We start from the raw sequence: 26,225 nt of genomic DNA, 5'->3' as shown, positions 1-26,225 counted from the left end.
CGGAGAAACAATTGATGACAATAATCTTCACTTTATAAAAGTATTAGAAAATAGTCACCAATTTTATTCCGCATCCCGACGGATTAATTCACAGAGGAAACTTCCGTTCAAGGTTGTATTAAAAAAAAACTACATGGTTTCTTATTTTATGATTTTGACCATTTCTGGTTTTAATATTACTTTTGTCCATCCATTGTCACGTGCATCAAAATGTTTATAAGCATCAGGAGCCTCTTCTAATGAAAGTTCATGCGAGACAATTAATGATGGTTTTGCTTTACCTGCAGAAATCAATGTAGAAAGTTGGCGGTTATACGATTTTACATTCGCCTGTCCCGTGGCAATTCGTTGCCCTTTCATCCAAAATTGACCAAAATCAAAATCCATGTGTCCTTCTTTTTGTAACTCTTCTTTAGATTTCGGGTCTTTTGGCACAAAAACCCCTACGACTCCGATGCAACCTGTTGCTTTTACGGCTTGTACGAGTTCGTTCATCGTTATATTAGAATGCTCTGTGCCATGTTTATCACAACATTGGTAGCCAACACATTCGCAACCTCTATCGGCGCCCATCCCTTTGGTAAGTTCCAGCACCTGTTCCACAGCGGAACCTTTCGAAAAATCAATAGCAATAGCACCCAATTCTTCAGCAAGCTTCAACCGGTCGGGATGATTATCAACCACCATTATTTGGCTAGCGCCTTTTATACTTGCTGAATGTGCCGCCATGAGTCCGACTGGACCTGCGCCATAAATAACTACTGAATCGCCCGGTTGTACACATGCCAATTCAGTGGCATGATATCCAGTCGGGAAAATATCAGATAACATTACATAGTCATTTTCCTTTTCAACAGCGTCTTCAGGTAATTTGAGACAATTAAAATCTCCATGAGGAACGCGCAAATATTCGGCCTGCCCGCCACTGAAAGGGCCCATTCCGGCAAAACCATAGGCAGCACCCGCCATTCCTGGGTTCATTGTAAGACAAAAACCCGTTAAACCACTTTCACAATTTCGGCAATGACCGCATCCAATATTGAATGGAAGACAAACCATATCTCCCACCTTAATTTGCGTTACGGCTTTGCCCACTTCCACAACTCTACCCATATTTTCATGCCCAAATATCCTTCCGGATTCCATATCCGTTCGACCTTGATACATATGGAGGTCAGATCCACAAATATTAGTTGCGGTAATTTTAACCAAAACGTCCGTCGATTGCTCAATCGTGGCATCTGGCATTTCTGTGACCCTTACATCGCGCGGGCCGTAATAAACAATTGCTTTCATACTATCTTTATTTAAATCGTTTTACTTATTGATTAAGGTATTTATTCCTTGTAATTTCAATACATTTTTGGAATTTAATAAAGATTTAAAGATATAGTTATTTTTTTAAGTACTTAAATATCAAATAGTTAATATAGTGTTATAGTTTAGGGAAGCGAAAATAGGCTAACAATTAAAATGGGATTTTGTAATGGTTCCTTTCCTATAAAAAAGTACAGTAATAATGTTACTCTAAAAGCACTTCTAACGAAGTGATTTCGGGACTTTGTAAACAATCAGCTAAAGAAAATTGTAGTTCCATTGATTTGCAGTCTTCACTTATTTTTGCTTTTGGATTTGAAACCGACTTTATTTTTCTGGGAAAATAATATTTTAAAACATAGTCTTGCGTAATTTTGAATTTAGAAACTTGTGTTTTGAATCCTTCAATCTTATCCTGCTGTTTTTTTAATTCAACTGCATCTGAAATTTTTACTATCCTATTAAAAACACTTCCGTTAAAAGTGTAGTTTACACTGTAATAATGTTCTTCGGCAACCAATGCATAATTGTTTTCTATATCATCTGCGTATTCTTCGGTTTTGTTTAAATCCGCAACTTCCTCTATTTTATTAAAATTTTGACTGATTGTTGTACGAAATTCTTTTTCAAAAGAACTTTTCTTGGTATGTACTTTTACTGCGGAAAATTTTTGAAAAATGACTTTTTCAAACGCCGGCAACCTGGAAAAAGTTTCTGAATGTTTCGTTATCAAATCTTTAAAAACATAAGTAGAATCCTTAAAAACTTCTTCTTTGGAATAATTTTCACCCATTAATTGCATATAACTACGTTCATCACGGAGTGTCATGATTTCAATTTTACCGGTCCCGTCCTGATTAAGATTAATGGTTTCAGTTACTTGGCAGCTTGTAAGGAATACCGTCAAAAATAATATAATGCATTTTTTCATTGGATTTTTTTGGAAATAATTTGATTTCAAATATAGATGATTTGTACTATTTTTCAGGGGTTTTTGAAAAATAAAAGTTGTTGAATAGCCCCGATAGCAGCGGCATCCTTTTTTTCTTGTTTTTTTCGAACAAGAAAAAAAGATAGAGCGAATAGCGGGACCAATCGTCTTGAAAAAAAAATATTTTGCTCCAAAAAACGGTACATTTTATACTTTAAATTTTAAAACTTAAATAGTATCTTTGCGCTCTTAAATTTAGATTAAAATGGCCTTATCCGAACAAGAAACTCTACGTAGAGAAGCACTTACAGAATTACGCAATTTGGGCATTGAGCCTTATCCTGCCGCTGAATTTACCACAACCGCATATTCCAGCGAAATCCTTACCGATTTTGAGAAGTACGACGGAAAGGAAGTTGTTTTAGCAGGACGTTTGATGGGGAAGCGTATCATGGGAAAGGCGTCATTTGCGGAATTAAAAGATGCCGAAGGACGGATTCAAATTTATGTTTCCAGAGATGACATTTCGACTGATGAAGAGAAGACAATGTACAATGTAGTTTTCAAAAAACTATTGGATATTGGTGATTTTATTGGTGTACGCGGAACGGTTTTCAAAACGCAAGTAGGAGAAATTTCCATTCACGTTTATGGATTGACGGTTTTGGCGAAAGCCTTGAAACCTCTTCCTGTAGTTAAAACTGATGCCGACGGAAAAATGCATGATGCTTTTGCCGATCCGGAACAGAGATACCGCCGCCGTTATGTGGATTTAACCGTAAACGACCACGTTAAAGAAACGTTTATCAAAAGAACAAAATTGTTCAACGCCATGCGTTCCTTCTTTAATGAAAAAGGGTACCTTGAGGTGGAAACCCCGGTTTTACAACCGATTGCCGGTGGTGCTGCAGCGCGTCCTTTTATCACGCATCACAACTCTCTTGATATGCCATTGTACATGCGTATTGCAAATGAATTGTACTTAAAAAGATTGATTGTTGGTGGATTTGACGGGGTGTATGAGTTTTCCAAAAACTTTCGTAACGAAGGAATGGACCGAACCCATAACCCAGAGTTTACCGCCATGGAAATATATGTAGCCTACAAAGACTACAACTGGATGATGAAATTCACCGAAAACTTGTTGGAACATTGCGCCATTAGTGTGAACGGAACTTCAGAAGCGACTTTTGGAGAACACACTGTGAACTTTAAAGCGCCTTATGCTAGAGTTACAATGACAGATTCTATCAAACAATTTACAGGTTTTGATATTTCAGGAAAAAGTGAAGTTGAATTATTTGATGCAGCAACAGGGATGGGTATTATTGTGGATGCAACCATGGGTAAAGGGAAATTGATTGATGAGATTTTTGGCGCTAAATGCGAAGGAAATTATATTCAACCCACTTTTATTACTGATTATCCAAAAGAAATGTCTCCATTGTGTAAGCAACACCGCGACAATCCTGAATTGACAGAGCGTTTTGAATTAATGGTTTGTGGTAAAGAAGTTGCAAATGCGTATTCTGAGTTGAATGACCCGATCGACCAAAGAGAACGTTTTGAAGAACAACTGAGATTGTCAGAAAAAGGAGATGATGAAGCCACAGGAACTATCGACGAAGATTTTCTAAGAGCTTTAGAATATGGAATGCCACCAACTTCCGGATTAGGAATTGGAATGGACCGTTTGATGATGTTCTTGACGAATAATGCTTCTATTCAAGAAGTATTATTGTTCCCTCAAATGCGACCAGAAAAAAAACAGGTTAAAATTGAATTGGAAGAGGATGAGAAATTAATTGTCTCGTTATTACAAGGAAGTGAAAACCAAATGGAATTTGGTCTTTTGAAAATCAAATCAGAATTGAGCGGTAAAAAATGGGACAAAGCAATGAAAAATTTATCTTCTTTAGGATTGACCGAAGTTGTCGTGAATGGTGATAGTAAAGCCTGTCGATTAATAGAATAAGTTTATTCTATAAAATATATTTATAAAAAAGGAGCTTCAATTGAAGCTCCTTTCTTTTATAAAACTGCCCCATCCAACTTTGATTATGCTCTTCTTTTGAGAAAATAATTTGGGATTTTGAAATTTGACAGCATGATCCATATCAGTTTTAGATTTAAATTTCATGACTTACAAACAAGTTAAATAAGTCATAAATTTCTTATATTAATATTTTTTAATTATATATTTACTCGAATACATAAATTATCAAATATGAAAAAAATTACTTTGGCTGTAGTGGCATTATTTACATTTGGTTTTGCTAATGGACAAGCGAAAGAGGGGCAAGTTTCAAAAGGAAAATGGCTCATCGAAGTGAATACTGGTTTTGGGGATCATGTAGGTAATACATCTTTGTCCCTAACCACTTCGGATGGCGTAACCGCATATAACATTGGCGCTGAAGGCGGGTATTTTATTAAAGATAATTTGGCTGTCAAACTTGGATTAGGATATGGCGACAACGGCATCGATGCTATCGAGACACCTATTGCTTACAAAATTGGAGCTAAATATTATTTTAAGAAAATGATTCCGATTGAGCTATCTTACAACGGCATTGGTATCGGTTCTACAGATGCGAATCCTACTGATCTTGGTCTTCAAGCTGGCTATGCTTTGTTCTTGGGTAAAAATGTAAGTATTGAACCTGGATTCCGATATAATAAGGCTCTACATAACGAATTTTATGACGATAAATTCCAATTTAATATTGGTTTTGCCTTGCATTTTTAATTTTCACTTAAAATAAAGATTAAGCTATATTGTCCAAAAAACAACTGAGCTTCTAAGCCAGAAATTTGTGATCTAAATGCATACTTTGCAAAAAACCTGTGGGTTATCAGATATAAAAAAAGGAGCTGTAATTGAAGCTCCTTTATCTATTTTACAAACTGTAATTCAAATTGATACTCCAACGATAATTAGCTTCTAAATTGCCGCCGGTAAGATTTTGATTGATGGGTAACATAAAGTGAAAAAATTAAACTGCATAAAAACTAATAAATGTCATGCTTTAGCAGTAAGAAAAGCTGCTTTTTTGAAGTCACTTATACAAAAATAGCTGCTACAAATATTTATTTACTATCAAACCCAAACGATAAATTTTTGTTAATGATTAAACTTTTCACACGCATCCTTGTCTTATACCCATAAAACTTAAAACAATACAAATGAAAAAATTATTTATCATTGCATTATTAGTTGTCGGCATGGCAAGCTTTGCTCAAGAAAGAAAAGCAAGATCCGAGCGTGCCCAAATGGAGCAACTGACGCCAGAGCAAAGAAATCAATTGCACTTGAAAAAGATGACTTTGGAGTTAGATTTGAATGCCTCACAACAAAACGAAATGAGTAAAATCATCGCTGAACAAAGTGCCAAAAGAGAAACTAAAAAAGCGGAGAGAAAAGAAACTAACGAGTCGGTTAAGAAACAACTTACTTCTGACGCGCTTTTTGCAAAAAAAAGCATGATGTTAGACGAGCAAATTGTAATGAAGAAAAGAATGAAAAAAATTCTTACTTCTGAACAATATGAAAAATGGGATGACATGAAAGGGAAGAGACATAACGAAATGAAAAAACGAACAATGCATCACAAAGAACGAACAGCAGCTCTGGGTGATAAAAAATAACCCCTTCACTTGAAATATTTCATCTTATTTCATAAGTAAAGCCCCTAGTAGGGGCTTTATTATTATTAAAACGTTTTAGAAACTTTATCTATTGCTCGAACGGTAAAGTCTAAATCATCATACGTTAATGCATCGGAAATAAACCAGGTTTCGTATGCTGATGGAGCGATATAAATCCCCTCTTGCAATAATCCATGAAAGAACTTTTTAAACGTTTCGTTATCGCCGTTTGCCGCTGTTTGAAAATCAACAACCGGAGTAGCAGCAAAATGAACTGAAATCATTGATCCAATGCTATTGATTGTAAATGTGACATCATTTGCTTGCAGCACTTTATCGATTCCTGCTGCCAAATAAGCTGTTTTCTCTTCTAATCTTTGAAAAACAGCACGATCAGTATCTAAAGCTTGTAACATTGCTAATCCCGCAGCCATCGCCAATGGATTTCCTGACAATGTTCCAGCCTGATAAACAGGTCCTAATGGAGCCAGATAATTCATAATTTCTGCACGAGCAGCAAAAGCACCAACTGGCAATCCTCCACCGATTACTTTCCCGAAACAAACAATATCAGCCGTTATATTAAATAATTCCTGAACCCCACCTCTCGCGAGTCTGAATCCCGTCATAACCTCATCAAAAATCAGTAAAATTCCATTGTCAGTACACAATTGGCGTAAGCCTTCCAAAAAGCCTTTGTTTGGAGGAATACAACCCATATTCCCTGCTACTGGCTCAACGATTATGGCAGCAATTTCATTTATGTTCGCTTCAATTAACGCTTTTACATTCTCTAAATCATTGTATTTTGCAAGCAAAGTATCCTTGGCTGTTCCTGCAGTAACTCCGGGACTGTTTGGTGATCCAAAGGTAATCGCTCCACTTCCCGCTTGGATTAAAAACGAATCAGAATGACCGTGATAACATCCAGCAAATTTTATTATTTTATCTCTTTTGGTAAATCCACGCGCTAGCCTTACTGCGCTCATACACGCCTCAGTCCCGGAGTTTACAAATCTAATCTTATCTATATTTGGAACCATCGCAACGGCTAAAGCAGCAATTTGTGTTTCCAGCTCTGTAGGCATCCCAAACGAGGTTCCTAACTTCGCTTTCGCAATCACGGATTGCACTACCGGTTCGTAAGCATGTCCTAAAATCATTGGCCCCCAAGAATTGATATAATCAATTAAACGGTTTCCATCTTCATCATATAAATAAGCACCTTTGGCACTTTTTACAAAAATTGGAGTTCCACCCACTGCTTTAAAAGCTCTTACTGGCGAATTTACACCTCCCGGAATTACTTTTTCTGCTTCAGCAAAAAGCTGACTGCTTCTTTTATACAACATTTATGAATTGTGAATTATAGTTATCTTTTACTTATTTTACCATCAATCTCTGTCCAATAGAAAGTGTATTGTCAGAAAGATTATTTTTTTGTTTTAAATCCTCAATCCTCAATTCGAATTTTTTCGAAATAGAATATAGCGTATCTCCTTTTTCAACTACATAAGAAGCCATACTATTAATCACCAAATTTTTGTACGCTACAGTTGATTCCTCCACCATTTGTTTTTCATTAGAAACATAATTTACATCCAAAACCTGACTGTCATATTGATCCAAATGGTACCGTTCAATGTAAGAGATTAATTTATCGGGATATTTTGGATCTGTGGCGTATCCCGCAGCTCTAAGTCCTCTGGCCCACGCTTTATAATCATCTTTTGAAAACCCAAAAAGTTTGGCATACCTGCTTCTTCCTGTTAAAAATAGCGCATGGTCATTAAAAGATTCCGATGGATTATCATATTTTCTGAAGCATTCTTGTGGGGAGTCATCATCATGTTGTACTGTTTCACCAGTCCAACCTTCATGGCATTTTATTCCAAAATGATTGTTGGCATTCATGGCTAAATTGCCTCTTCCAGCACCCGATTCTAGAATTCCCTGCGCTAATATAATACTTGCAGGAATTCCGTAACTCCTCATATTTCCCATTGCAGCATCCTTGTACTGAGAGATATATAGGCTAACAATGTCATTCGTAACCACCGTTTTTGACGTTGAAACAATTATTTCCGTTTCATTCTTTTTGTATGCTGGTTTAACTGTTTTTGACGTCAGCGGTTTTGTTGTCTTGGCGGCTGTAGAACTCGTTTTTTTTATTGTTCTGACTACTACAGTTTTTGATTTTAAAGGTGCTTTTTTTGTAGTTACAATAACTGGCTTTGCGGCATTACACCCTATTAAAGTGATTATCGTAAAAATAAGTAGGATTTTTTTAAACATTGATATCTATTGTTGGTAATTGTTTATTTCTTAATTTTATATTCATTCCCTGAATTCCCTGAATTCCTCCCGTATGAATCAGTAAAATTTTAGAGTTAGCAGGAAAATAATTTTTCTGTATTAGATCTATAACGCCAAAAACCATCTTTCCTGTATAAATGGGATCCAAAGGAATTTTATTTTGTGAATAAAACTGATTAATAAAATCGATTAGGACAGCGTTAACCTTGCCATATCCACCAAAATGATACTCCGTAATTAACGTCCAATTTTCATTTTGCACAAAATTACGAATTTCCTCTTTCAAAAAATCACCTTTTAAAGCGGGAAATCCTAAAGCTTTTTGGTGCGGCAAAACACTGTTGATAATTCCCGAAATGGTCCCGCCGGTTCCTACTGAACAACAAATGTAATCAAATTCAGCATCTTCTAGAGTTATTATCTCCTGACAACCTTTGATGGCTAGTGCATTTGTTCCTCCTTCAGGTATTAGATAAAAAACACCAAATTGCTGTTCTAAATGCGCTAAAAATGAAGCTTCGCTTTTGAATCGATAGTCCGCTCTTGAAATAAATTGCAGTTGCATTCCGCAATCTTGAGCAAATGACAACGTTGGGTTTTCTACTATTTTACCCCCTAATTCCTCTCCCCGAATAATTCCGATCGTTTTAAATCCGTTTTCCTTTCCCGCAAAAGCTACTGCTGCAATATGATTTGAAAAAGCTCCTCCAAAAGTAAGCAGCGTTTTGTACTGCTCCTTTTTTGCTTGCAGCAAATTGTATTTCAGCTTTCTGAATTTATTTCCCGAAACAAAAGGATGAATCAAATCTTCCCGTTTGATGGTTACTGAAATGGAATTTGGAAACGAAGTTATTATGTGTTGATTCAAGCTAAGTGATTTTGGCACAAAGGTAAAATTTTATAGACTAAAAATGCAACCTGTATGATTGCATGTCATTATATTACTATTAGTTCCTATCTTCTGATGATTATTTTCTGACCAACTTCCATTTTATCTTTCATTGCTATTTTAACGATATATACTCCATCACTAAGTCCTGAAGTGGAAAAACTATACGACGAATTTGATCCCAAATCTTTTTTATTAAAAATTGATTTTCCAGCCACATCGTACAAATTGCAAGTAGCAAGATCCAATAATAATGGATTACTAATGATTAAGTTCTTGGTTTCATTATTTTGATAAACTACGAAATTTTGACGTGCAATCTCCTCAACACCTAAAGTCGAATTGTTTTTAAACGTAATTTCAAACTGTGAGTTGTTCACTCCTCCCGGTAACGTCAATTCATAGAAATCATTTTTGATATCATGGTACACATCTGTCGTTTTATCATGCAAATAGACGACGCTAGCACTTGTGAAATTTAGCATTTCATTCACTGTAATCTTAAAATTCGCTTGATTTGTATTTTTAAAACCGATTGGGATTTTTTTATCAATATCAAAATTTATTGCATTTATGAGGTATTCTTCATTATTTATCACAAAGTAAACATCGGCCGGACTATCATCACTGGAAGATATGGCATCCATCGCACGATCAATCCCGTCAGTAGCTTCCGGTACAAATGCCAAAACAATTTGACGAACTCCCTGATTGTTCAGTAAAGTATTAAATCGTATTTGCGGCGTTGGTGCAGTACTTACCATTTTGTAATCAAATCCAGATACTGATGGAATATCAGCCATGTAAGCTGAAGTAGTTTTCGTTTTACTTAAATCTATATTTTTTGCAAATTGAGAATAATTTAAAGCATCTTCTTTAATGAAAGCCCTATAGTTATTTTTCATCTCCACCGTTCCGTTGGCAAGTCCATCGATCATGAAACCTTGTCCGATTGGAGAAAAACGTCTTTGATAATTTCCTCCGGTACCTGAAGCAGCTCCCTCATTTCCAGAACCATCATAAGAATAGAATGTTGCAGCAACATAAATACCTATTCCTCCTCGTGAAATTGGAGAAAAAGTTCCATAACCTCCTTTATAATCGGCAATAAAGTGAGAATTAACTGTTTTATCTTGTTCCCAGAAATAAGCAATTCCGGTACAATTTGTTTGTTCAATTAAAAAAGCAGACAAATCTATTGCTGATGGATATGGATTCCCTGTCAGTGAAAATTGCCCAGCGGCCACTGAAACAGCAATTGTCCCATCATTAGGTTTACCTCTAAAATCGTAGCGTTGTTTGCTTCCGGGATTATTTTGAACTCCATTTATGGTTATTGTATTTGTCCCTGATGTCCCTTTCATCGTAAATCCTTCTCCAGCATTTATAGTAGAATTTGTTCCAACCTGATTCCAATCGGAATAACTAGATGCAGATGTTAACTTATAAATCCAATAGGGTGCAATTGCAAATGGACTGGCGGTACCGTCATAATTATTCATTGCCAATGGAGTCGAATTATTGCTGTTTGTCAAGTCTACAATATCTTTTAATTGCGTAATTCCAAAAGCAGAATTTCCTGCAGTCGCAGTGCTGCCGCCAACGGGTGAACACCAATAATTGAATTGAAAATTGTTAGTAGTTCCTTCTTGAAAAACAGATAAACTTCCAAGACCTTTATTAGTACTTGTCGCCATAGAACCTTGAACTAACTGCGCATCTTTCCGCAAATAGAAATTACTGTTGGCAGCATTTAACTCAAGTTGCTGCTTTACATACACCACTTCGTTAGTCGCAAATACATAACTATTCGGGCTAACATACATTTGGGCGTTTGCACTGTTTTGTAAAAACAATCCAATAACAGTCATAAGTGTTCGTTTAAGTAATTTTGAGTTCATAAGCTTGATTATTATATAGTCTGTATAAATAAAGTAACCCGTTCGGTATACTTAGTTTGTGATGAAAATTTTCGTCGGTTCGATTGATTTTCGATAGAAAACAATATCTGGAACTAGGAAACTATTATTAAACCGCGTTATTGATACCTTTTTTGTTCCGTTTTACTCCACAAAAAACCCCCGAATTAAAGTTTTGAATAATTGCAACCAACGGGCAAATTATATTCTCTTTCAGAAAATTACATATGAGATAATGATCCATTACTCTAAAAAATAAAATATTTTCGAGCTAAAAAAAAGTCTAAAAACACATTCCTGATCACCTTATTTTAGCGAATAATAACTGTTTTGCGTTATTTTTAATTAAAGTTAAAAAAAAACAATATAGGAATTAGCACAAATGCCGATAAAAAGTATAAATACTCGATTAAACGTTTCTTTTTTTATATTAAACATATAATTTCTTACAACAATAAATTGCTTAAAAATAATGGAGCAAGCTAAAATTTCTACTTGAATACCGACTTAACATACTGTAAGTTAATACTGTATATTTATTTAGACTTGAAAAGAATGAAGTGATAAAGGACTTCGAAAGTAGAATACCATTAACCCGCTACGTGTACTTAATTTTTGTTGAAATTTTTGACAGCTCGATTATTATTCATCAGAAAAACGCGACAAGAATTAGGGAATAAGTGTCAAAAACGGTTTTCGACACATTGTTTGTTTCGTTGTGTTGCAAAAAAACACTCGAACTAAGGTTTATGATAATTACTCCCACCGCATTATTATACTACTAATTTTTTAAGTTCACATATTTTAGGAATTGAAAAGAAGGTCTGTTGTTCAAGTATTCAAAACTTGATTCGTTCGCATAAGCTTCTCTTTCAAAACTAATATTTCTATAGGCCAAGTTTACGTTTTTATATTGGACCAATCGAAAACAATACTCTACCAAATACCAAATAAAAAAAGGAAGTAGTAATAATTCTGTCTGCTGTCGCAGATGGATTTTTTCGTGATTGACAAAAATTCTATTAAATGCATCGCTATCATATTTTACAAATACAAAAGGAAAGATTGCCAATCCACGATATCCCTTAGGAATTAAATATTTAGCAACAATTAGAAACATTCGCTATAAAATTTATAAATTTGTAATAATAAAATGGCTGTTTTTAATGAAAAACTCAATCGTTTGCGTTGAAATTCGGCAATTCAAATAAATTTTACAATAGAATATCCCAAATATGATTGACCAAAGTAATGAAAATAAATTGACAGAAGGAGAAGATTTCTATTACACACCCGAAGGCTATAAATGTTTTACAGAAAAACATCATTTACAACGCGGTTATTGTTGTAAAAGTGGCTGTCGTCATTGCCCGTACGGTTTTGATAAAAAAACAGGAACCAATAAAAAGTAATCACATTTTAGTATTCAAAACACCTAAAGCAAGAGAACGCCAGGATTAAAAAACAAAAATAAAAATGGATATTTGTTTACAGAAATACAGAATCAAAATTCATAAATCCTACCACAGGTCGGATATTCGTTATCCTTAATTGTTTCATTCACAAGAAGCCAATCTTCTGTACTGAATAAAAAAATAAATTAACGAATAAAAATCGAGAATGACTTTTCAAGAACAAATACAACACGGAATTCCATCGGTTTTACCAAAACCAAAATTATACGAAATAGATATCAATCACGCACCAAAGCGTAAAGAAATCCTTTCGAAAGAAGAAAAAAAACTCGCGTTACGCAATGCATTACGTTATTTTGAGCCGCACCATCACGTCGAATTAATCAAAGAATTTTTGGAAGAATTAGAAACTTACGGGCGTATTTATATGTACCGTTTGCGTCCGGATTACAAGATGCAGGCGCGACCAATTGCCGAATACCCTGGAAAATGTGAACAAGCAAAAGCAATTATGCTGATGATTCAAAACAACTTGGATTATGCCGTAGCACAACATCCGCATGAATTGATCACGTATGGCGGAAATGGAGCCGTTTTCCAAAACTGGGCACAGTATCTATTAACCATGCAATATTTATCGGAAATGACCGACGAGCAAACATTGACAATGTATTCAGGACATCCAATGGGACTATTCCCTTCCCACAAAGAAGCGCCCAGAGTTGTTGTAACAAACGGAATGGTGATCCCTAATTACTCTAAATCGGACGATGGGGAGAAAATGAATGCATTAGGCGTTTCTCAATACGGACAAATGACAGCAGGAAGTTATATGTACATTGGTCCGCAAGGGATTGTACACGGAACAACCATTACGGTTTTGAATGCTTTTCGTAAAATAAAACGCAGCCCAAAAGGGGGTTTATTTGTTACTTCTGGTTTGGGAGGCATGAGCGGCGCACAACCTAAGGCTGGTAATATTGCGGGTTGCATCACCGTATGTGCCGAAGTAAACTCAAAAATCACACACATTCGTCACAACCAGGGCTGGATTAATGAAGTGATTGAAAATATTGACGAATTAGTAAAAAGAGTCGCCTTGGCGCAAGCCAATAAAGAAACCATTTCCATCGGCTATTTAGGAAATATAGTTGATGTTTGGGAAAAATTTGACGTAGAAAATATCCATATCGATTTAGGATCCGATCAAACTTCTTTACACAATCCATGGGCGGGAGGCTATTATCCTGCTGACATTTCTTTTGAGCAAGCGAATGTAATGATGGCAGAAAAACCTGAGTTATTTAAAATAAAAGTGCAAGAAACATTACGTCGTCATACCACAGCGATCAATAAACACACTACCAAAGGAACGTATTTTTTTGATTATGGAAATGCTTTTTTATTGGAAGCTTCCCGTGCCGGTGCTGATGTAATGGCGGAGAATCATATCGATTTCAGATATCCGAGTTATGTACAAGATATTATGGGACCGATGTGTTTTGATTATGGCTTTGGTCCTTTTCGATGGGTTTGTGCCTCGGGAAAACCGGAAGATTTGGCCAAAACAGATTTACTTGCCTGCCGAGTTCTAGAAGAAATGGCTAAAACAGCACCAGCCGAAATTCAGCAACAAATGCAGGATAATATTCACTGGATAAAAGGTGCACAAGAAAATAAATTAGTCGTAGGTTCCCAAGCGCGAATCCTTTATGCTGATGCCGAGGGACGTGTAAAAATTGCTGAAGCTTTTAACCAGGCTATTGCCAAAGGCGATGTAGGAATTATAATTTTAGGCAGGGATCATCATGATGTTTCCGGGACTGATTCTCCGTACAGAGAAACGTCTAATATTTATGATGGCTCCCGTTTTACTGCCGATATGGCGATACAAAACGTCATTGGAGACAGCTTTCGAGGAGCAACATGGGTATCCATTCATAATGGCGGCGGCGTAGGCTGGGGTGAGGTTATTAATGGTGGATTTGGTATGGTTCTTGATGGATCTAAAGAAGCTTCAAAACGTTTAGAATCAATGCTTTTCTGGGATGTCAACAATGGAATTTCCAGAAGAAGCTGGGCTAGGAATGACGGAGCACTCTTTGCAATTAAAAGGGCGATGGAGACGCAACCTTTATTAAAAGTAACCATCCCTAATATAGTCGCCGACAATTTGTTGGATTTTTAAAAATTTGGGCGTATCTTTAGGAAACATATAGTAATCAAATAATCGCATCATGAAAGCAAGTAAACTCCTTCCCGTATTTTTACTTTTCGCAATTGCCTCTTGCAGCTCCGTAAAAGTATATTCAGATTACGATAACAATGTAGATTTTAATCAGTACAAAACATATGCTTTTCATAAAAAAGGAATTGACCGAGTTGAAATTTCAGAATTGGATAAGAAAAGAATACTGAATGCTATCGACCGAGAACTAACCAACAAAGGAATGACCAAAAGTGAAAATCCAGATTTGCTGATTAATATACTTACAAAAGAAAGAGAAAAAATTGACGTAAACCAATATAACGCCGGATGGGGCTATGGCTGGGGTTGGGGATGGAATCCTTACTTATGGGGAGGACGTAGTACGTATGTTTCGTCATCCACCGAAGGAACATTGTATATTGATTTAATTGATGCCAAGAAAAAAGAATTGGTTTGGCAAGGAGAGGGTGTTGGTTATCTGAATGAAAACCGCAGTGAAAAAGAAAAACGAATTAATGAATTTGTCGCAAAAATACTTGAGCAATTTCCGCCTAAAGCCAAATAGTTTACCATTACATTTCAACATAAAAGCCTACCTTTGCGTAGGCTTTTTTTATCCCCAATCATGGCACAATCTAACGACATTACTACATTCGAAGATATCAAATTACTAGTTGATACTTTTTATTTTAAAATTCAAAAAGACGAATTTATTGGACCCATTTTCAACGAAAAAATAGGCAACCGCTGGCCCGAACATCTGGAAAAAATGTATCGCTTTTGGCAAACCATTTTACTGGAAGTTCATTCCTATTCCGGAAGCCCATTTCCGCCGCACAAACAACTACCTGTTGCCAAAGAACATTTTGACCGCTGGATGCAAATTTTCACCGAAACTACCGATAGTTTATTTACAGGTCCATTAGCCGACGAAGCAAAACTTCGCGCTAAAAGTATGGCTGAAATGTTTAATTATAAAATTGACTACTTCCGCAATCTTGAGAAAAACCAAACAAATAATTCGTAGTCATTACTATTTTTTTTAGTCCATACTGCATTACCGCTCTCCAATAGCAACAAAAAATTTATGCGTAAATTATTATTTCTTATTCTCATACAAACTATTCTACTTTCTTGTTCCAATTTAAAACAAACGACTAGAAACAAAACAGCTCCAAGTTTAAAACTAATCAGTTCCATTGAAATTCCTTTTAATAAAACGTTTCAGAAGACAAAAGTGGGCGGATTGTCTGGAATCGATTATGATGCAAAAAATGATTTGTATTATTTGATAAGTGACGATCGATCGGTGTTTAACGATTCCAGATTTTATACTGTAAAAATTCGTTTGTTCGACAGTAAAGTAGAAGGTATCGATTTTCAAAGCGTTTCTGTCTTAAAAAATGAAAACGGAAAAGTGTATGGCAATTGGAATACCACGCCAACAACCTCAGCAGACCCGGAAGACATTCGATTTAATCCAACAACGAACACTTTGGTATGGAGTAGCGAAGGCGCACGTGTAATTACAGCAGACAAGGAAGTTTTACAAAATCCTTTCGTGAATTTCATGGATTTAAAAGGTGATTTTCTAGGAAATATAACCTTCCCGGAAAATTTAGCAATGCAGAAACTAGAAAAAGGTCCTAGAAATAACGGCACATTAGAAGGGATAACTTTTGACAAAAAGTATAAAAATATCTATACTAATATAGAAGAACCTTTATTTGATGATGGCAACCAAGCCAACACCAGCAAAGGCGGTTTAATTCGGTTGTATCAATTTAATGCCAAAACAAAAAAGAATACTGCCCAATACGGCTACCAATTAGAGCCTATTGCTCGTGAACCCAGTCCGAAAGGCGCTTTTGGTGTAAATGGCGTTTCGGCTATTCTGTATTACGGTAAAAATCAGTTGCTGGTTGTGGAACGTTCCTATTCTACCGGTACGCAAGCCTGCACGGTAAAAGTATTTTTATGTGATTTGAAAAAAGCAACTAACGTTAAAAATCACGCTTCCTTACAAAACCAAAAATTGGAACTAGCTTCTAAAAAACTAATACTGAACATGGATGATTTGGGAATTTTTATTGATAATATCGAAGGACTTACTTTTGGACCAAAATTGGCTAATGGCAATCCATCTATAATTTTTGTTTCAGATAATAATTTTTCAGATCAACAAAGAACTCAGGTGTTAATGTTTGAAGTGGTGAAGTAGCCTATTTGCTTATATACAATATTCAAAAGTGAACATCAAAAATCGTAATCGTGATATTACTCTTCTTTAATATTTTTTTAATTTATCAGGATTTTGTTTTCCGTTAAAAACCTCTAAAATTAGTATTCCCTTTTTAGTTCGCTCATATATAATTTTGTAAGACCAAATACTTATATGACGGAATTTTTCTTTATTAATGATAGGATCAATTGCATAATCATATCGATCATCGAGTAACGACTATGCCAAATCAATTATCTTATTTAAGACTTTCTCGGCATTATGTGGACTGTCCTTAGAAATGTGATTATAAATTTCAGAAAGCGATTTTCTAGCTTCGTGAGACCAAATTACATTCATTTTTTTTGGGATAAAATGTGTTCCCGAACCTGTTCAGAAGTATACGTTTCTGCTCCATCAGCAACTGATTCGCTAATAGATTCAATGTGTTCTATATACTGGGATTTAGTTAAAGATTTGCCATCAAGACTATCTGCAACAGTAGGATTTCCATTTAAAACGGCATCTATTTGTTCTAATATTTTTTTGTCTTGAATGTCTATTAGTTTTTTAATAATCTGATTTTTATATGCATCGATATTCATTTCCCATTTATTTAATAAAGTAAATATACGAATTTTAAAACGCATCACTAAATAGAAATTACTCTTTCATGGAACGGTTTATTTTAAAAAATAGCAAAACTAACCAGTAATAAAAAACGTAAAAATTTGAAGAGGACTTTCTCATAAACCGCAAATCCCTAGCCCCGAGTGAAATGAAAAGCTTTTTGCGAACGCCGTTTTGGTTTTTCTAGTTTATAAAAAGCGACCAAGGGAAGCTCTTTTATGAACTTTAGAAAAACAAACGGGTTTGCAAAAACTTGCAGTGAAAAGCGGGAAATAGCTCTTGAAATTTGTACTTTTGTTGTAGAACTACAACGTTTTCGATATGAACTCAACTATAGAAAGCAATCCGTTACTAGACCGATTGCCAAAGCACTTAAAGCAATTCGTTAAGCCTCAGGATTATAACGATTATACGCCCATAAATCAAGCGGTTTGGCGTTATGTGATGCGCAAAAATGTAGATTACTTATCAAAAGTGGCGCATAGCTCCTACTTAGAAGGATTAAAAAAAACAGGAATCGAGATTGATAACATTCCGAGTATGTACGGTATGAATCGTATATTGACAGAAATAGGTTGGGCTGCAGTAGCCGTTGACGGATTTATTCCACCAAATGCTTTTATGGAATTTCAGGCGTATAATGTCCTTGTAATTGCTTCTGACATACGCCAACTCGAACATATAGAATACACGCCTGCACCGGATATTATTCACGAAGGTGCCGGCCACGCGCCTATTATTGCCAATCCGGAATATGCGGAATACCTGCGTCGTTTTGGAGAAATAGGTTGCAAAGCGATTTCTTCGCATAAAGATTATCAAATGTACGAAGCTATCCGACTGCTTTCTATCCTAAAAGAAGCCGAAGATACGCCGCAAGCCGATATCGATGCGGCCGAAAAAGCAGTGGAAGATTTGCAGAATAACATGGGTGAATTATCAGAAATGGCACAAATAAGAAATCTGCATTGGTGGACTGTGGAATATGGTTTGATAGGCACTATCGACAATCCAAAAATTTATGGGGCTGGACTATTGTCATCTATTGGTGAAAGTGCGTGGTGCATGACGGATAATGTACAAAAAATCCCTTACGACATATCAGCAGCCAACCAGAGTTTTGATATTACAAAACTGCAACCACAACTTTACGTCACTCCAGATTTTGCTTATTTGAGCTTGGTTTTAGAAGAATTTGCCAATAAAATGGCGTTGCGCACCGGCGGATTATCGGGAATCAATAAGCTGATCCATTCGAATGCTTTAGGAACAATTGAACTGAGCACTGGAATTCAGATTGCAGGCGTTTTCACCACTGTTATTGAAGAAGAAGGAAAACCCGTTTATATCCAAACAACAGGAAAAACGGCATTATCATACCGAGAAAAAGAATTAGTGGGTCATGGAACGGCTAAACATGCAGAAGGTTTTGGAAGTCCTATTGGAAAACTCAAAGGAATAAATCTCGCAATTGAAGACATGAGTCCAAGAGATTTAAGCGCTTATTCCATTACCGAAAGTAAAAGTGTAGTACTGGAATTTGAAGGTGATATTACCGTAAAAGGAGAAATTATCACTGGATCCAGAAACCTTCACGGAGAGATTATTTTAATCAGTTTAGAGAATTGTACAGTGACGCATGGAGAAACTATTTTATTTCAACCGGAATGGGGAATTTACGACATGGCTGTTGGTAAAAAAGTGCTTTCGGCTTTTTCAGGCCCCGCTGATGTCAATAGCTACGATTTTATTTCGCATGTTCCAAGTAGTAAAACTATCAAATCAATACACACCGCAGAACGTGAGGATTTAGAGGTCTTATACCAAACAATTCGAAACATAAGAGAAACCAAGGATACAAAAATTTCTTTGTCGCCGATTTTTAATACATTATGTGCCAATCATCCAAACGATTGGTTACTGACTATTGAAATTGCAGAACTTTTGAAGGATCGAAATGAACCGCACTTATTACAGGAAGTACTGGTTTATCTCGATCAATTGAAAGTAAAGAGACCCAAAGTAGCACATTTGATTGCTGGTGGTTTGGATTTGATCTTTGACCAAGAGAAAGCTTAAAAAAAACTAACCGCAGATTCACAGATTTTAGACAACTCTAATAATTTGCGAATCTGCGGTTCATTTTTTTTATAATTTAATTTTTTGTCCAAAATCTTTCTCGCTTTCGATAACTTTTCCTTCGTACTGCAATTTCCAACCCATAGTATTGGTCAAAATTAATATTTTAGATAATTCGCTAATTAAGCGGTTTTGCGCATTCGTTTTCAGTGACGATTTTTCAATTTTCTTGGCTAAATTTGCTTTTACAGATTTATTAATTTTATTATAATCATCTCCCGTAAATGGATTCAATTTACTTTGTTCGACGTTGTAAAACTGAATATCAGGGCTGATTTTTATTTCTTCTTTGGGAATACTAATAATAGTGATTGTTTTATTTTTTTCATCAATATCGTATTTCATTTTGTGCAAATCATACGCAACAGTCACATCGGCATTGACGATCACTAATGCTTTTTTCTCGAATGAAAGCATATCCAATAAGTATTTCTGCTGATTCTTATAGGTAATCACTTCCGAGAAATGACCTTCGGTAACTACTAATTTTCCAACGTTTAGAATTTGTTGTTGAATAAGATTTGTGTTGTACTCGATATCTTCATCGTCGTTTTTCTTAAAATCGCAGTATTTGAATAATAAAAATATTCCGGCGATTACTCCTACTCCAATAAGTATTCTTCTAAGCATAATTAAAATTTCATAAATGAATATCGATTCTCTAATTTAGTGATTTTTTCGTTAAGTTTGGTCTTAAATTTTAAATGACTAGTAGAATCTGAATTAAAAGGCCTGTGCGAAAGGCTTTTTTGAATACCTTCCACGTCACCCATCACATCAAAAGCAGTTTCAGAAATCGTTGTTTCCTTAAAACGTTTCCAAATATAATCGATTGCCACTGGATTGGGATGTAACATATCTTCGGTATAAAAACGGTAATCTCGAAGTTCATCCATCATGATTTCGTAGCTGGGAAAGTAACTTACAGTCGGAAATCGAAAGTCAAAAGTCTTATGAAGTGCACTAATTATATTAGCTTTACTCCACTGATTTTCGACAAAACCGTCTTTAATGTGACGTATTGGCGAAACCGTGAAAATAATGTTACAATTACTATTTACAGAATGAATTAACTTCACTGTATTTCCTATACTTTCCTCTATTTCTTCAATAGAAAGTAATTCTTTCTGAAATAGCTTTTGTGGCACTTTATGACAATTCGCCACAATAGAATCACTTTCTATATTTCGATAGACCCACGATGTTCCATAGGTGATAATAAAATGTGTTGATTCGGTTAATTGTCGATTTGTTGATATAATTATTGCATTTAAAGACGCTAACAATTCCTCTTTATTTGAATTACTCAAATCTGAATGCACGTCAAAACAATGCCAACGTTCATTGTGAAAAAAAATGTCATTTTCAGTATATTGCTTTCCAGAAACAGCAAAATCAATCAGTTTTTCAATTGCCAATGGATGAAATAAAATACCAACTGGATTACAGCTATTTTGAAACTTAAAATAGTCTAGTTTCTCCGCCATATTTACCGCAAAACAAGAACCCAAAGACACAATTTTAGAATTGTAATCCATAGGATAATTACTTTTAGGAATGGGAATTTGGGTTCTAAATTGCATTGCTATTTATTTGCTGCAAATTTCAATAATTTTAGCGAATTAAACGAAGTTTAACTCTTTTTTCGTTTGCACAAAAAAACCCTTTCAGAGTTTTAAACTTTGAAAGGGTTTATGAATCTATAATCTCAAAAATTTATTCATAAAAATATTGAAAAGTTACATCGTGAATATTGTTTCCATTAAAGATATAATACTCTGTCATCTCAATTGGGTATCCAGTAGTATTATAAGTATATTGATTAAATTTAGGAGAAAAGCCAGAAATATTAGATTTCAAAACATTATTAAACTTATGCAAATGATATTGTAAAGCTGAGGCAGTATAAAGAGGTGGAATTTCCTGAAACATAATTTTATTTAAACCTAAAATACCCTTTTTAGGGTTCGATTTTGTGTCATATTCAAAACTGCCAAAAAGAAAACTAGCATCCAAAAACTCTGATTTGATAATATTTTTATTTGCATCAAAAGAAAACTTACCTTCCCATATTTTAGTTTCTATATTATCCCTAGAATCACTAGAGTACATTTTGCAAGTAACCGCATTAGCTTCTAATTTACTATATACTAATCTCAAAATACCTTTAAACGTATCAAAATATTGTTCTCTCGTCGAAGAAATTAAATCTTCGTTACTATCGTACAAAAAATCTGTTTTTAAAACAAGTTTATCCTGAGCAATACTATTTTTTACTTTTATACTGGTGATTAAATTACCCGTATAGGTGTATTCAGTTTTATACTTATACAAAAAACCTACATTCCCAACTACCGAAAGATCTTTTTTTGCTATAACTTCACTTACGATTTTGTTTCCGTTGTAAACAAAATCAGTCGTACTCATTTCTTTTCCATTCTTATCTAGTTCAATAATTTTTTTGACAAGTACTGATGGTGGCATTATCGGCATATCACTTTTACTACTATCGCTTGAACACGATGATAATACTAATATCAAAACACTTAAGATTAAAGTTGTTTTTTTCATATTATAATTTTTAATAAATTAAACGATAAAAAAACAACTTAGCACTACTAATTATATAAAAAAAATCAAATATCTTATTAAGTGGATATTTAAGTTTTGATTTACACCTGGTATTATTAGTGCGCATTTCGTACACTAGTAGAAGTATTCTGTTTTCAAATATCCTGTATTTTCATTTTCCGAAATCTGTTCTGTTGGATAATTATCAGAATCATATTTAAAAGAACTTTTATAAAAATTAGCGGACGATAATACTTGATCTCCATTTGTAGTAGTTGCAATTACAGTATTGATCAAACTGTTATTTGACGAAATACCCTTCATATGATCTAATAATCTTTTATATCCTAAAATAGGATACAACGGATTATTCTTAGAATCATAGTCAAAACTGATACTGTATTTTGACAAAACACCAGCCGCTGTGTTGTCTAATATTCTTTCCTCTTTAATAAAATTTTCATTTTCAAAATATAATGTTCCGTGAAATTCTTTTACTTTCTGATTCGCCGAAACAATCGTGAATCTTTCATAAGACACCGTTTTATCTGAATTATGAATGTAGTTTATTCGGTAATTACCCAAAGATTCAACTTCGACTAATTTACTTTCAACATAACTGTATTCAATAGTTTCCACAAGCTGATTTGTTTTATTTAGCGTTACACTTTTGGTAATTAAACCATCCGTATAGGTATAGTCAGTATGCTTCTGAACGCCATCAACACTTACAATTTTAGTACCGTTATAAGTAAACAAAGTTGTCGCTACAACTCCATCTGCTGAAGTAGCTACTACCTTTTTTAGTAATTTTCGGCTTCCGTCGGTGTCATTTGAACACGAACAAAGTGCCAATACAAAAATTGATAATACCCAAAATATGTTTTTTGTCTTTTTCATTATAGTAAATAAATCGTATTCGCCTTTATCTAAGCTATAGGCGCTACATCATTCAAACGTAAAAAAATAAAACAAAAGCTACAATATTCATCGTTACAAACCCTATATTTCGGTTAAACTACTATTTACAAATCTCCTAATTACGCTATGTGAAGACCTCATAAATAGCCTTTTAAACAAAAAAAAACCTTTTAGAACTTAAGTCCTAAAAGGTTTTTATTATAAAAAATAAATTTATTCTACTTTACAAACTCAATTGCTTTTTCCAAAGCTTGTTGAATTCCAGCTACATTCTTTCCTCCTGCTGTCGCAAAAAATGGTTGTCCGCCACCGCCACCTTCTATAAATTTACCCAATTCACGAACTACTTGTCCTGCATTTAGGTTTTTGTCCGCAACTAATTCTTTAGAAATATAACAGGTCAACATTGGTTTTTCTTCGTCGGCTGTAGCCAAAACAAGAAATAGATTATTTCCTAAATGCCCTAATTCGTAGGCCAAATCTTTTGCTCCTTCCGGACTCAAATCCACTTGTTTTGCCAAGAATTGAACACCGTTTATTTCCTGTATTTCAGCAATTAAACTCGCTTTCAAATTTTTCACTTTATCTTTTACCAAAGCCTCAATTTGTTTGGTCAATTTCGTATTTTCTTCTTGCATCGATTGAACGGCTTTCAAGATGTCCTGAGGATTTTTCAAGGCAGATTTTACTTCGTTCAATGTATTTTCATACGAAGCAAAATGTGCTTTTACCGCCTCACTCGTTATGGCTTCGATACGACGAATTCCCGCTGCAACCGCACCTTCTGAAACGATTTTGAAATGCCAGATTTCAGCCGTGTTTTTTACGTGAATTCCACCACATAATTCCATGCTGTCGCCAAATTTTATGGCGCGAACCTCATCACCATATTTCTCTCCAAACAAAGCCATTGCACCTTCTGAAACTGCTTGCGCAAAAGGAATGTTTCTTCTTTCAATTAATGGCAATTGCTCTTGAATTCTTTCGTTTACAAAATCCTCTACTTGTTGCAATTCGGCTTCTGTCATTTTAGCAAAATGAGAAAAGTCAAAACGCAAATAGTTTGGATTTACCAAGGAACCTTTTTGTTCTACGTGTGTTCCAAGAATACTTCTCAGCCCTTGATGCATTAAGTGCGTAGCCGAGTGATTTCTAGAAGACAAACCTCTCAAATCCTGATTTACTTTGGCTGTAAAACTAGCATTTATATTTTCCGGTATTTTTTTGGCAAAATGCAAAATCAGATTATTTTCTTTTTTAGTATCGATGATTTCGATAATTTCATTTGCCGAAACTAAAATTCCTTTATCTCCCACTTGTCCTCCTCCTTCTGGATAAAATGGCGTGTTATCCAAAACGATTTGGTACAAAACACCGTCTTTTTTACTGTCCACTTTACGGATACGAGTGATTTTCACGTCATTTTCTGATTGATCATACCCAACAAATGTTTCTACATTTCTTGGAATTAACACGGACCAGTCTTCGGTCGAAACTTCTGATGCGGCACGCGAACGATTTTTTTGTTCTTGCATCGCAACGTTAAAACCTGCTTCATCCAGTTCGAATCCTTTTTCTCTAAGAATCAATGCCGTTAAATCAATTGGAAACCCGAAAGTATCGTATAATTCAAATGCTTTTGTTCCAGGAACTATTGCACCTTTAGTTTCCGTAACCACATTTTCCAGTAATTGTAATCCTTGGTCCAACGTTCTTAAGAAAGAAGCTTCTTCTTCCCGAATCACATTGGTAACCAATTGTTGTTGCGATTTTATTTCCGGAAAAAACTCCCCCATTTGATTGGCCAGAACAGCAACCAATTGATTGATAAAAGGCTCTTTGATATCCAAGAACGTAAATCCGTAACGAATTGCACGACGCAAAATTCTACGAATTACATATCCTGCACCTGTGTTTGATGGCAGTTGCCCGTCAGCAATAGCAAAAGCTACGGCACGAACGTGATCAACCACTACACGAATAGCAATATTTGTTTTGTTTTGCTCTTGAGATTCTTCACTATCGTTCAGAATGACATCATTGGTCGTGTATTTTAATCCTGTAATTTGTTCTACTTTTTCAATAAGTGGCGTAAAAACATCCGTGTCATAATTAGATGTTTTTCCTTGTAATGCCATGCATAAGCGCTCAAATCCCATTCCGGTATCAACGTGCTTGGCAGGCAATTTTTCCAGAGAACCATCGGCTTTACGGTTGAACTCCATGAATACATTGTTCCAAATTTCCACAACCTGCGGATGGTCATTGTTCACCAAACTCTTTCCGGAAACCAAAGCTTTCTCTGCTGCGGAACGAATGTCAACGTGGATTTCTGAACACGGTCCGCAAGGTCCTTGGTCCCCCATTTCCCAGAAGTTGTCCTTTTTGTTTCCAAGAATGATTCGATTTTCGTCAATTAATTCCTTCCAAATGTCCCAAGCTTCCTGATCGAAGGGTACATTTTCTTCTGGATTTCCTTCAAAAACAGAAACGTATAAGTTTTCTTTTGGAATTTTGTACACTTCTGTCAAAAGTTCCCACGCCCATTTGATGGCATCTTTTTTGAAATAATCACCAAAAGACCAGTTCCCAAGCATTTCGAACATGGTGTGATGATAGGTATCAAAACCAACATCTTCTAAGTCGTTGTGTTTTCCTGAAACACGAAGACATTTTTGAGTATCGGCAATCCTAGTACTTTTTGGCGTTCCATTACCCAGAAAATATTCTTTGAACTGTGCCATTCCTGAGTTATTGAACATCAGTGTTGGATCGTCCTTAAGAACTATGGGTGCCGATGGAACGATTAAGTGTCCTTTAGATGCGAAAAAATCCAGAAATTGTTTGCGTACTTCTTGTGATGTCATTTTTATAATTTAAATATTTAAAGATTCAAAAATTTAAAGATTATTTAGAATTGAGATTTTCAATCTTAAAATGATTATATCTTTTAATTTCTTTTGCCCCAGATAAAAGTGAAAAGCTTCGAGATTTATACATCTATTTTTTCTTGAGATGGCAGAGCGACCGGAGGAAGCTCCTGCTGGCTCATTAGAAAAAAAGATTTATAAACGAGAACTTGCAACGAATAGCTGGAAT

General features: G+C 35.2%; 23 protein-coding genes. 9 read left to right on the top strand and 14 right to left on the bottom strand.

Annotated features, from left to right (window positions below):
• Positions 1-141 precede the first annotated feature (141 nt).
• Both ACNQGJ_RS05060 and ACNQGJ_RS05055 read right to left on the bottom strand, forming a co-directional pair.
• Positions 142-1,248 (bottom strand): glutathione-independent formaldehyde dehydrogenase, encoded by a 1,107-nt coding sequence (locus tag ACNQGJ_RS05060; RefSeq protein ID WP_417969455.1) that lies wholly within the window; start codon positions 1,246-1,248, stop codon positions 142-144.
• A gap of 274 nt (positions 1,249-1,522) precedes the next feature.
• Positions 1,523-2,248, bottom strand: coding sequence for a hypothetical protein (locus tag ACNQGJ_RS05055; protein WP_417969457.1), 726 nt, complete (start codon positions 2,246-2,248; stop codon positions 1,523-1,525).
• A gap of 265 nt (positions 2,249-2,513) precedes the next feature.
• Here ACNQGJ_RS05055 and lysS point away from each other — a divergent pair, with 265 nt between their 5' ends.
• The 3 genes from lysS (at position 2,514) to ACNQGJ_RS05040 (ending at position 5,896) form a co-directional block, all read left to right on the top strand.
• Entirely contained in the window at positions 2,514-4,223 is a 1,710-nt protein-coding gene (gene lysS, locus ACNQGJ_RS05050; protein WP_417969459.1) for a lysine--tRNA ligase, read from the top strand.
• A gap of 276 nt (positions 4,224-4,499) precedes the next feature.
• Positions 4,500-4,997 carry a hypothetical protein gene (locus tag ACNQGJ_RS05045; RefSeq protein WP_417969461.1) on the top strand — a complete coding sequence of 166 codons (498 nt, stop codon included), beginning with the start codon at positions 4,500-4,502 and terminating at the stop codon, positions 4,995-4,997.
• Positions 4,998-5,434: 437 nt separating this feature from the next.
• Positions 5,435-5,896: a hypothetical protein gene (locus ACNQGJ_RS05040; RefSeq protein ID WP_417969463.1), complete on the top strand. Its 462-nt coding sequence runs from the start codon at positions 5,435-5,437 to the stop codon at positions 5,894-5,896.
• Between the two features lie 65 nt (positions 5,897-5,961).
• Here ACNQGJ_RS05040 and hemL read toward each other — a convergent pair whose 3' ends face one another.
• The 5 genes from hemL to ACNQGJ_RS05015 all read right to left on the bottom strand — a co-directional run bounded on the left by hemL (position 5,962) and on the right by ACNQGJ_RS05015 (position 12,140).
• Entirely contained in the window at positions 5,962-7,248 is a 1,287-nt protein-coding gene (hemL, locus tag ACNQGJ_RS05035) for a glutamate-1-semialdehyde 2,1-aminomutase (RefSeq protein ID WP_417969465.1), read from the bottom strand.
• 31 nt (positions 7,249-7,279) lie between these two features.
• A complete protein-coding gene (locus tag ACNQGJ_RS05030; RefSeq protein ID WP_417969467.1) occupies positions 7,280-8,191 on the bottom strand; it encodes a glucosaminidase domain-containing protein in 912 nt (303 codons plus the stop codon).
• On the bottom strand, positions 8,184-9,080 hold the full coding sequence (locus tag ACNQGJ_RS05025; RefSeq protein ID WP_417969469.1) for a 1-aminocyclopropane-1-carboxylate deaminase/D-cysteine desulfhydrase: 897 nt from the start codon (positions 9,078-9,080) through the stop codon (positions 8,184-8,186). Before ACNQGJ_RS05025 ends, ACNQGJ_RS05030 begins: the two co-directional genes overlap by 8 nt.
• Positions 9,081-9,166: 86 nt before the next feature.
• Entirely contained in the window at positions 9,167-11,002 is a 1,836-nt protein-coding gene (locus tag ACNQGJ_RS05020; RefSeq protein ID WP_417969471.1) for a T9SS type A sorting domain-containing protein, read from the bottom strand.
• Between the two features lie 799 nt (positions 11,003-11,801).
• Positions 11,802-12,140 carry a hypothetical protein gene (locus ACNQGJ_RS05015; RefSeq protein WP_417969473.1) on the bottom strand — a complete coding sequence of 113 codons (339 nt, stop codon included), beginning with the start codon at positions 12,138-12,140 and terminating at the stop codon, positions 11,802-11,804.
• 115 nt (positions 12,141-12,255) lie between these two features.
• On the opposite strand from ACNQGJ_RS05015, the gene ACNQGJ_RS05010 reads away from it, so the two are divergent.
• From ACNQGJ_RS05010 to ACNQGJ_RS04990, 5 genes are all read left to right on the top strand, one after another.
• Entirely contained in the window at positions 12,256-12,432 is a 177-nt protein-coding gene (locus tag ACNQGJ_RS05010) for a DUF5522 domain-containing protein (protein WP_417969475.1), read from the top strand.
• Between the two features lie 208 nt (positions 12,433-12,640).
• Positions 12,641-14,623, top strand: a complete 1,983-nt coding sequence (locus ACNQGJ_RS05005) for a urocanate hydratase (protein ID WP_417969477.1) — start codon at positions 12,641-12,643, stop codon at positions 14,621-14,623.
• Positions 14,624-14,672: 49 nt separating this feature from the next.
• On the top strand, positions 14,673-15,209 hold the full coding sequence (locus ACNQGJ_RS05000) for a DUF4136 domain-containing protein (RefSeq protein ID WP_417969479.1): 537 nt from the start codon (positions 14,673-14,675) through the stop codon (positions 15,207-15,209).
• 60 nt (positions 15,210-15,269) lie between these two features.
• Complete coding sequence (locus ACNQGJ_RS04995) at positions 15,270-15,671, top strand: group III truncated hemoglobin (RefSeq protein ID WP_417969481.1); 402 nt, start codon at positions 15,270-15,272, stop codon at positions 15,669-15,671.
• A 60-nt stretch (positions 15,672-15,731) separates the two neighbouring features.
• Positions 15,732-16,865, top strand: coding sequence for an esterase-like activity of phytase family protein (locus ACNQGJ_RS04990; protein ID WP_417969483.1), 1,134 nt, complete (start codon positions 15,732-15,734; stop codon positions 16,863-16,865).
• 240 nt (positions 16,866-17,105) lie between these two features.
• On the opposite strand, the gene ACNQGJ_RS04985 is transcribed toward ACNQGJ_RS04990, so the two are convergent.
• Together ACNQGJ_RS04985 and ACNQGJ_RS04980 are read right to left on the bottom strand one after the other, a co-directional pair.
• Positions 17,106-17,225 carry a type II toxin-antitoxin system RelE/ParE family toxin gene (locus tag ACNQGJ_RS04985; RefSeq protein ID WP_417969485.1) on the bottom strand — a complete coding sequence of 40 codons (120 nt, stop codon included), beginning with the start codon at positions 17,223-17,225 and terminating at the stop codon, positions 17,106-17,108.
• Positions 17,222-17,470 carry a hypothetical protein gene (locus ACNQGJ_RS04980; RefSeq protein WP_417969487.1) on the bottom strand — a complete coding sequence of 83 codons (249 nt, stop codon included), beginning with the start codon at positions 17,468-17,470 and terminating at the stop codon, positions 17,222-17,224. The genes ACNQGJ_RS04985 and ACNQGJ_RS04980 overlap by 4 nt, the downstream gene beginning before the upstream one ends.
• A 346-nt stretch (positions 17,471-17,816) precedes the next feature.
• Between ACNQGJ_RS04980 and ACNQGJ_RS04975 the strand changes: the two genes are divergently transcribed.
• Entirely contained in the window at positions 17,817-19,574 is a 1,758-nt protein-coding gene (locus ACNQGJ_RS04975) for an aromatic amino acid hydroxylase (protein ID WP_417969489.1), read from the top strand.
• A gap of 69 nt (positions 19,575-19,643) precedes the next feature.
• Here ACNQGJ_RS04975 and ACNQGJ_RS04970 read toward each other — a convergent pair whose 3' ends face one another.
• The 5 genes from ACNQGJ_RS04970 to alaS all read right to left on the bottom strand — a co-directional run bounded on the left by ACNQGJ_RS04970 (position 19,644) and on the right by alaS (position 25,993).
• Positions 19,644-20,264 carry a DUF4230 domain-containing protein gene (locus ACNQGJ_RS04970; protein WP_417969491.1) on the bottom strand — a complete coding sequence of 207 codons (621 nt, stop codon included), beginning with the start codon at positions 20,262-20,264 and terminating at the stop codon, positions 19,644-19,646.
• 2 nt (positions 20,265-20,266) lie between these two features.
• A complete protein-coding gene (locus ACNQGJ_RS04965) occupies positions 20,267-21,217 on the bottom strand; it encodes a GSCFA domain-containing protein (protein ID WP_417969493.1) in 951 nt (316 codons plus the stop codon).
• A gap of 133 nt (positions 21,218-21,350) precedes the next feature.
• Positions 21,351-22,205, bottom strand: a complete 855-nt coding sequence (locus ACNQGJ_RS04960; RefSeq protein WP_417969495.1) for a hypothetical protein — start codon at positions 22,203-22,205, stop codon at positions 21,351-21,353.
• 135 nt (positions 22,206-22,340) lie between these two features.
• On the bottom strand, positions 22,341-23,105 hold the full coding sequence (locus ACNQGJ_RS04955; RefSeq protein ID WP_417969497.1) for a hypothetical protein: 765 nt from the start codon (positions 23,103-23,105) through the stop codon (positions 22,341-22,343).
• A 239-nt stretch (positions 23,106-23,344) separates the two neighbouring features.
• Positions 23,345-25,993, bottom strand: a complete 2,649-nt coding sequence (gene alaS / locus ACNQGJ_RS04950; RefSeq protein WP_417969499.1) for an alanine--tRNA ligase — start codon at positions 25,991-25,993, stop codon at positions 23,345-23,347.
• Between the last annotated feature and the right edge of the window lie 232 nt (positions 25,994-26,225).

The organism is Flavobacterium cryophilum, assembly GCF_048286555.1.
Lineage (GTDB): Bacteria > Bacteroidota > Bacteroidia > Flavobacteriales > Flavobacteriaceae > Flavobacterium.
The sequence above is the reverse complement of the archived record's forward strand: the minus strand, read 5'-3'. Positions and strand labels throughout refer to the sequence as shown.

Coding starts and splice junctions, on each gene's coding strand:
- ACNQGJ_RS05000 (WP_417969479.1), top strand. CDS start 14,673: ATGAAAGCAAGTAAACTCCTTCCCGTATTTTTACTTTTCGCAATTGCC.
- ACNQGJ_RS05015 (WP_417969473.1), bottom strand. CDS start 12,140: ATGTTTCTAATTGTTGCTAAATATTTAATTCCTAAGGGATATCGTGGA.
- ACNQGJ_RS04995 (WP_417969481.1), top strand. CDS start 15,270: ATGGCACAATCTAACGACATTACTACATTCGAAGATATCAAATTACTA.
- ACNQGJ_RS05010 (WP_417969475.1), top strand. CDS start 12,256: ATGATTGACCAAAGTAATGAAAATAAATTGACAGAAGGAGAAGATTTC.
- ACNQGJ_RS05040 (WP_417969463.1), top strand. CDS start 5,435: ATGAAAAAATTATTTATCATTGCATTATTAGTTGTCGGCATGGCAAGC.
- ACNQGJ_RS04990 (WP_417969483.1), top strand. CDS start 15,732: ATGCGTAAATTATTATTTCTTATTCTCATACAAACTATTCTACTTTCT.
- ACNQGJ_RS04975 (WP_417969489.1), top strand. CDS start 17,817: ATGAACTCAACTATAGAAAGCAATCCGTTACTAGACCGATTGCCAAAG.
- ACNQGJ_RS05030 (WP_417969467.1), bottom strand. CDS start 8,191: ATGTTTAAAAAAATCCTACTTATTTTTACGATAATCACTTTAATAGGG.
- ACNQGJ_RS04960 (WP_417969495.1), bottom strand. CDS start 22,205: ATGAAAAAAACAACTTTAATCTTAAGTGTTTTGATATTAGTATTATCA.
- ACNQGJ_RS04980 (WP_417969487.1), bottom strand. CDS start 17,470: ATGAATATCGATGCATATAAAAATCAGATTATTAAAAAACTAATAGAC.
- lysS (WP_417969459.1), top strand. CDS start 2,514: ATGGCCTTATCCGAACAAGAAACTCTACGTAGAGAAGCACTTACAGAA.
- ACNQGJ_RS04965 (WP_417969493.1), bottom strand. CDS start 21,217: ATGCAATTTAGAACCCAAATTCCCATTCCTAAAAGTAATTATCCTATG.
- alaS (WP_417969499.1), bottom strand. CDS start 25,993: ATGACATCACAAGAAGTACGCAAACAATTTCTGGATTTTTTCGCATCT.
- ACNQGJ_RS05055 (WP_417969457.1), bottom strand. CDS start 2,248: ATGAAAAAATGCATTATATTATTTTTGACGGTATTCCTTACAAGCTGC.
- hemL (WP_417969465.1), bottom strand. CDS start 7,248: ATGTTGTATAAAAGAAGCAGTCAGCTTTTTGCTGAAGCAGAAAAAGTA.
- ACNQGJ_RS04985 (WP_417969485.1), bottom strand. CDS start 17,225: ATGAATGTAATTTGGTCTCACGAAGCTAGAAAATCGCTTTCTGAAATT.
- ACNQGJ_RS05020 (WP_417969471.1), bottom strand. CDS start 11,002: ATGAACTCAAAATTACTTAAACGAACACTTATGACTGTTATTGGATTG.
- ACNQGJ_RS05060 (WP_417969455.1), bottom strand. CDS start 1,248: ATGCCAGATGCCACGATTGAGCAATCGACGGACGTTTTGGTTAAAATT.
- ACNQGJ_RS05005 (WP_417969477.1), top strand. CDS start 12,641: ATGACTTTTCAAGAACAAATACAACACGGAATTCCATCGGTTTTACCA.
- ACNQGJ_RS04970 (WP_417969491.1), bottom strand. CDS start 20,264: ATGCTTAGAAGAATACTTATTGGAGTAGGAGTAATCGCCGGAATATTT.
- ACNQGJ_RS04955 (WP_417969497.1), bottom strand. CDS start 23,105: ATGAAAAAGACAAAAAACATATTTTGGGTATTATCAATTTTTGTATTG.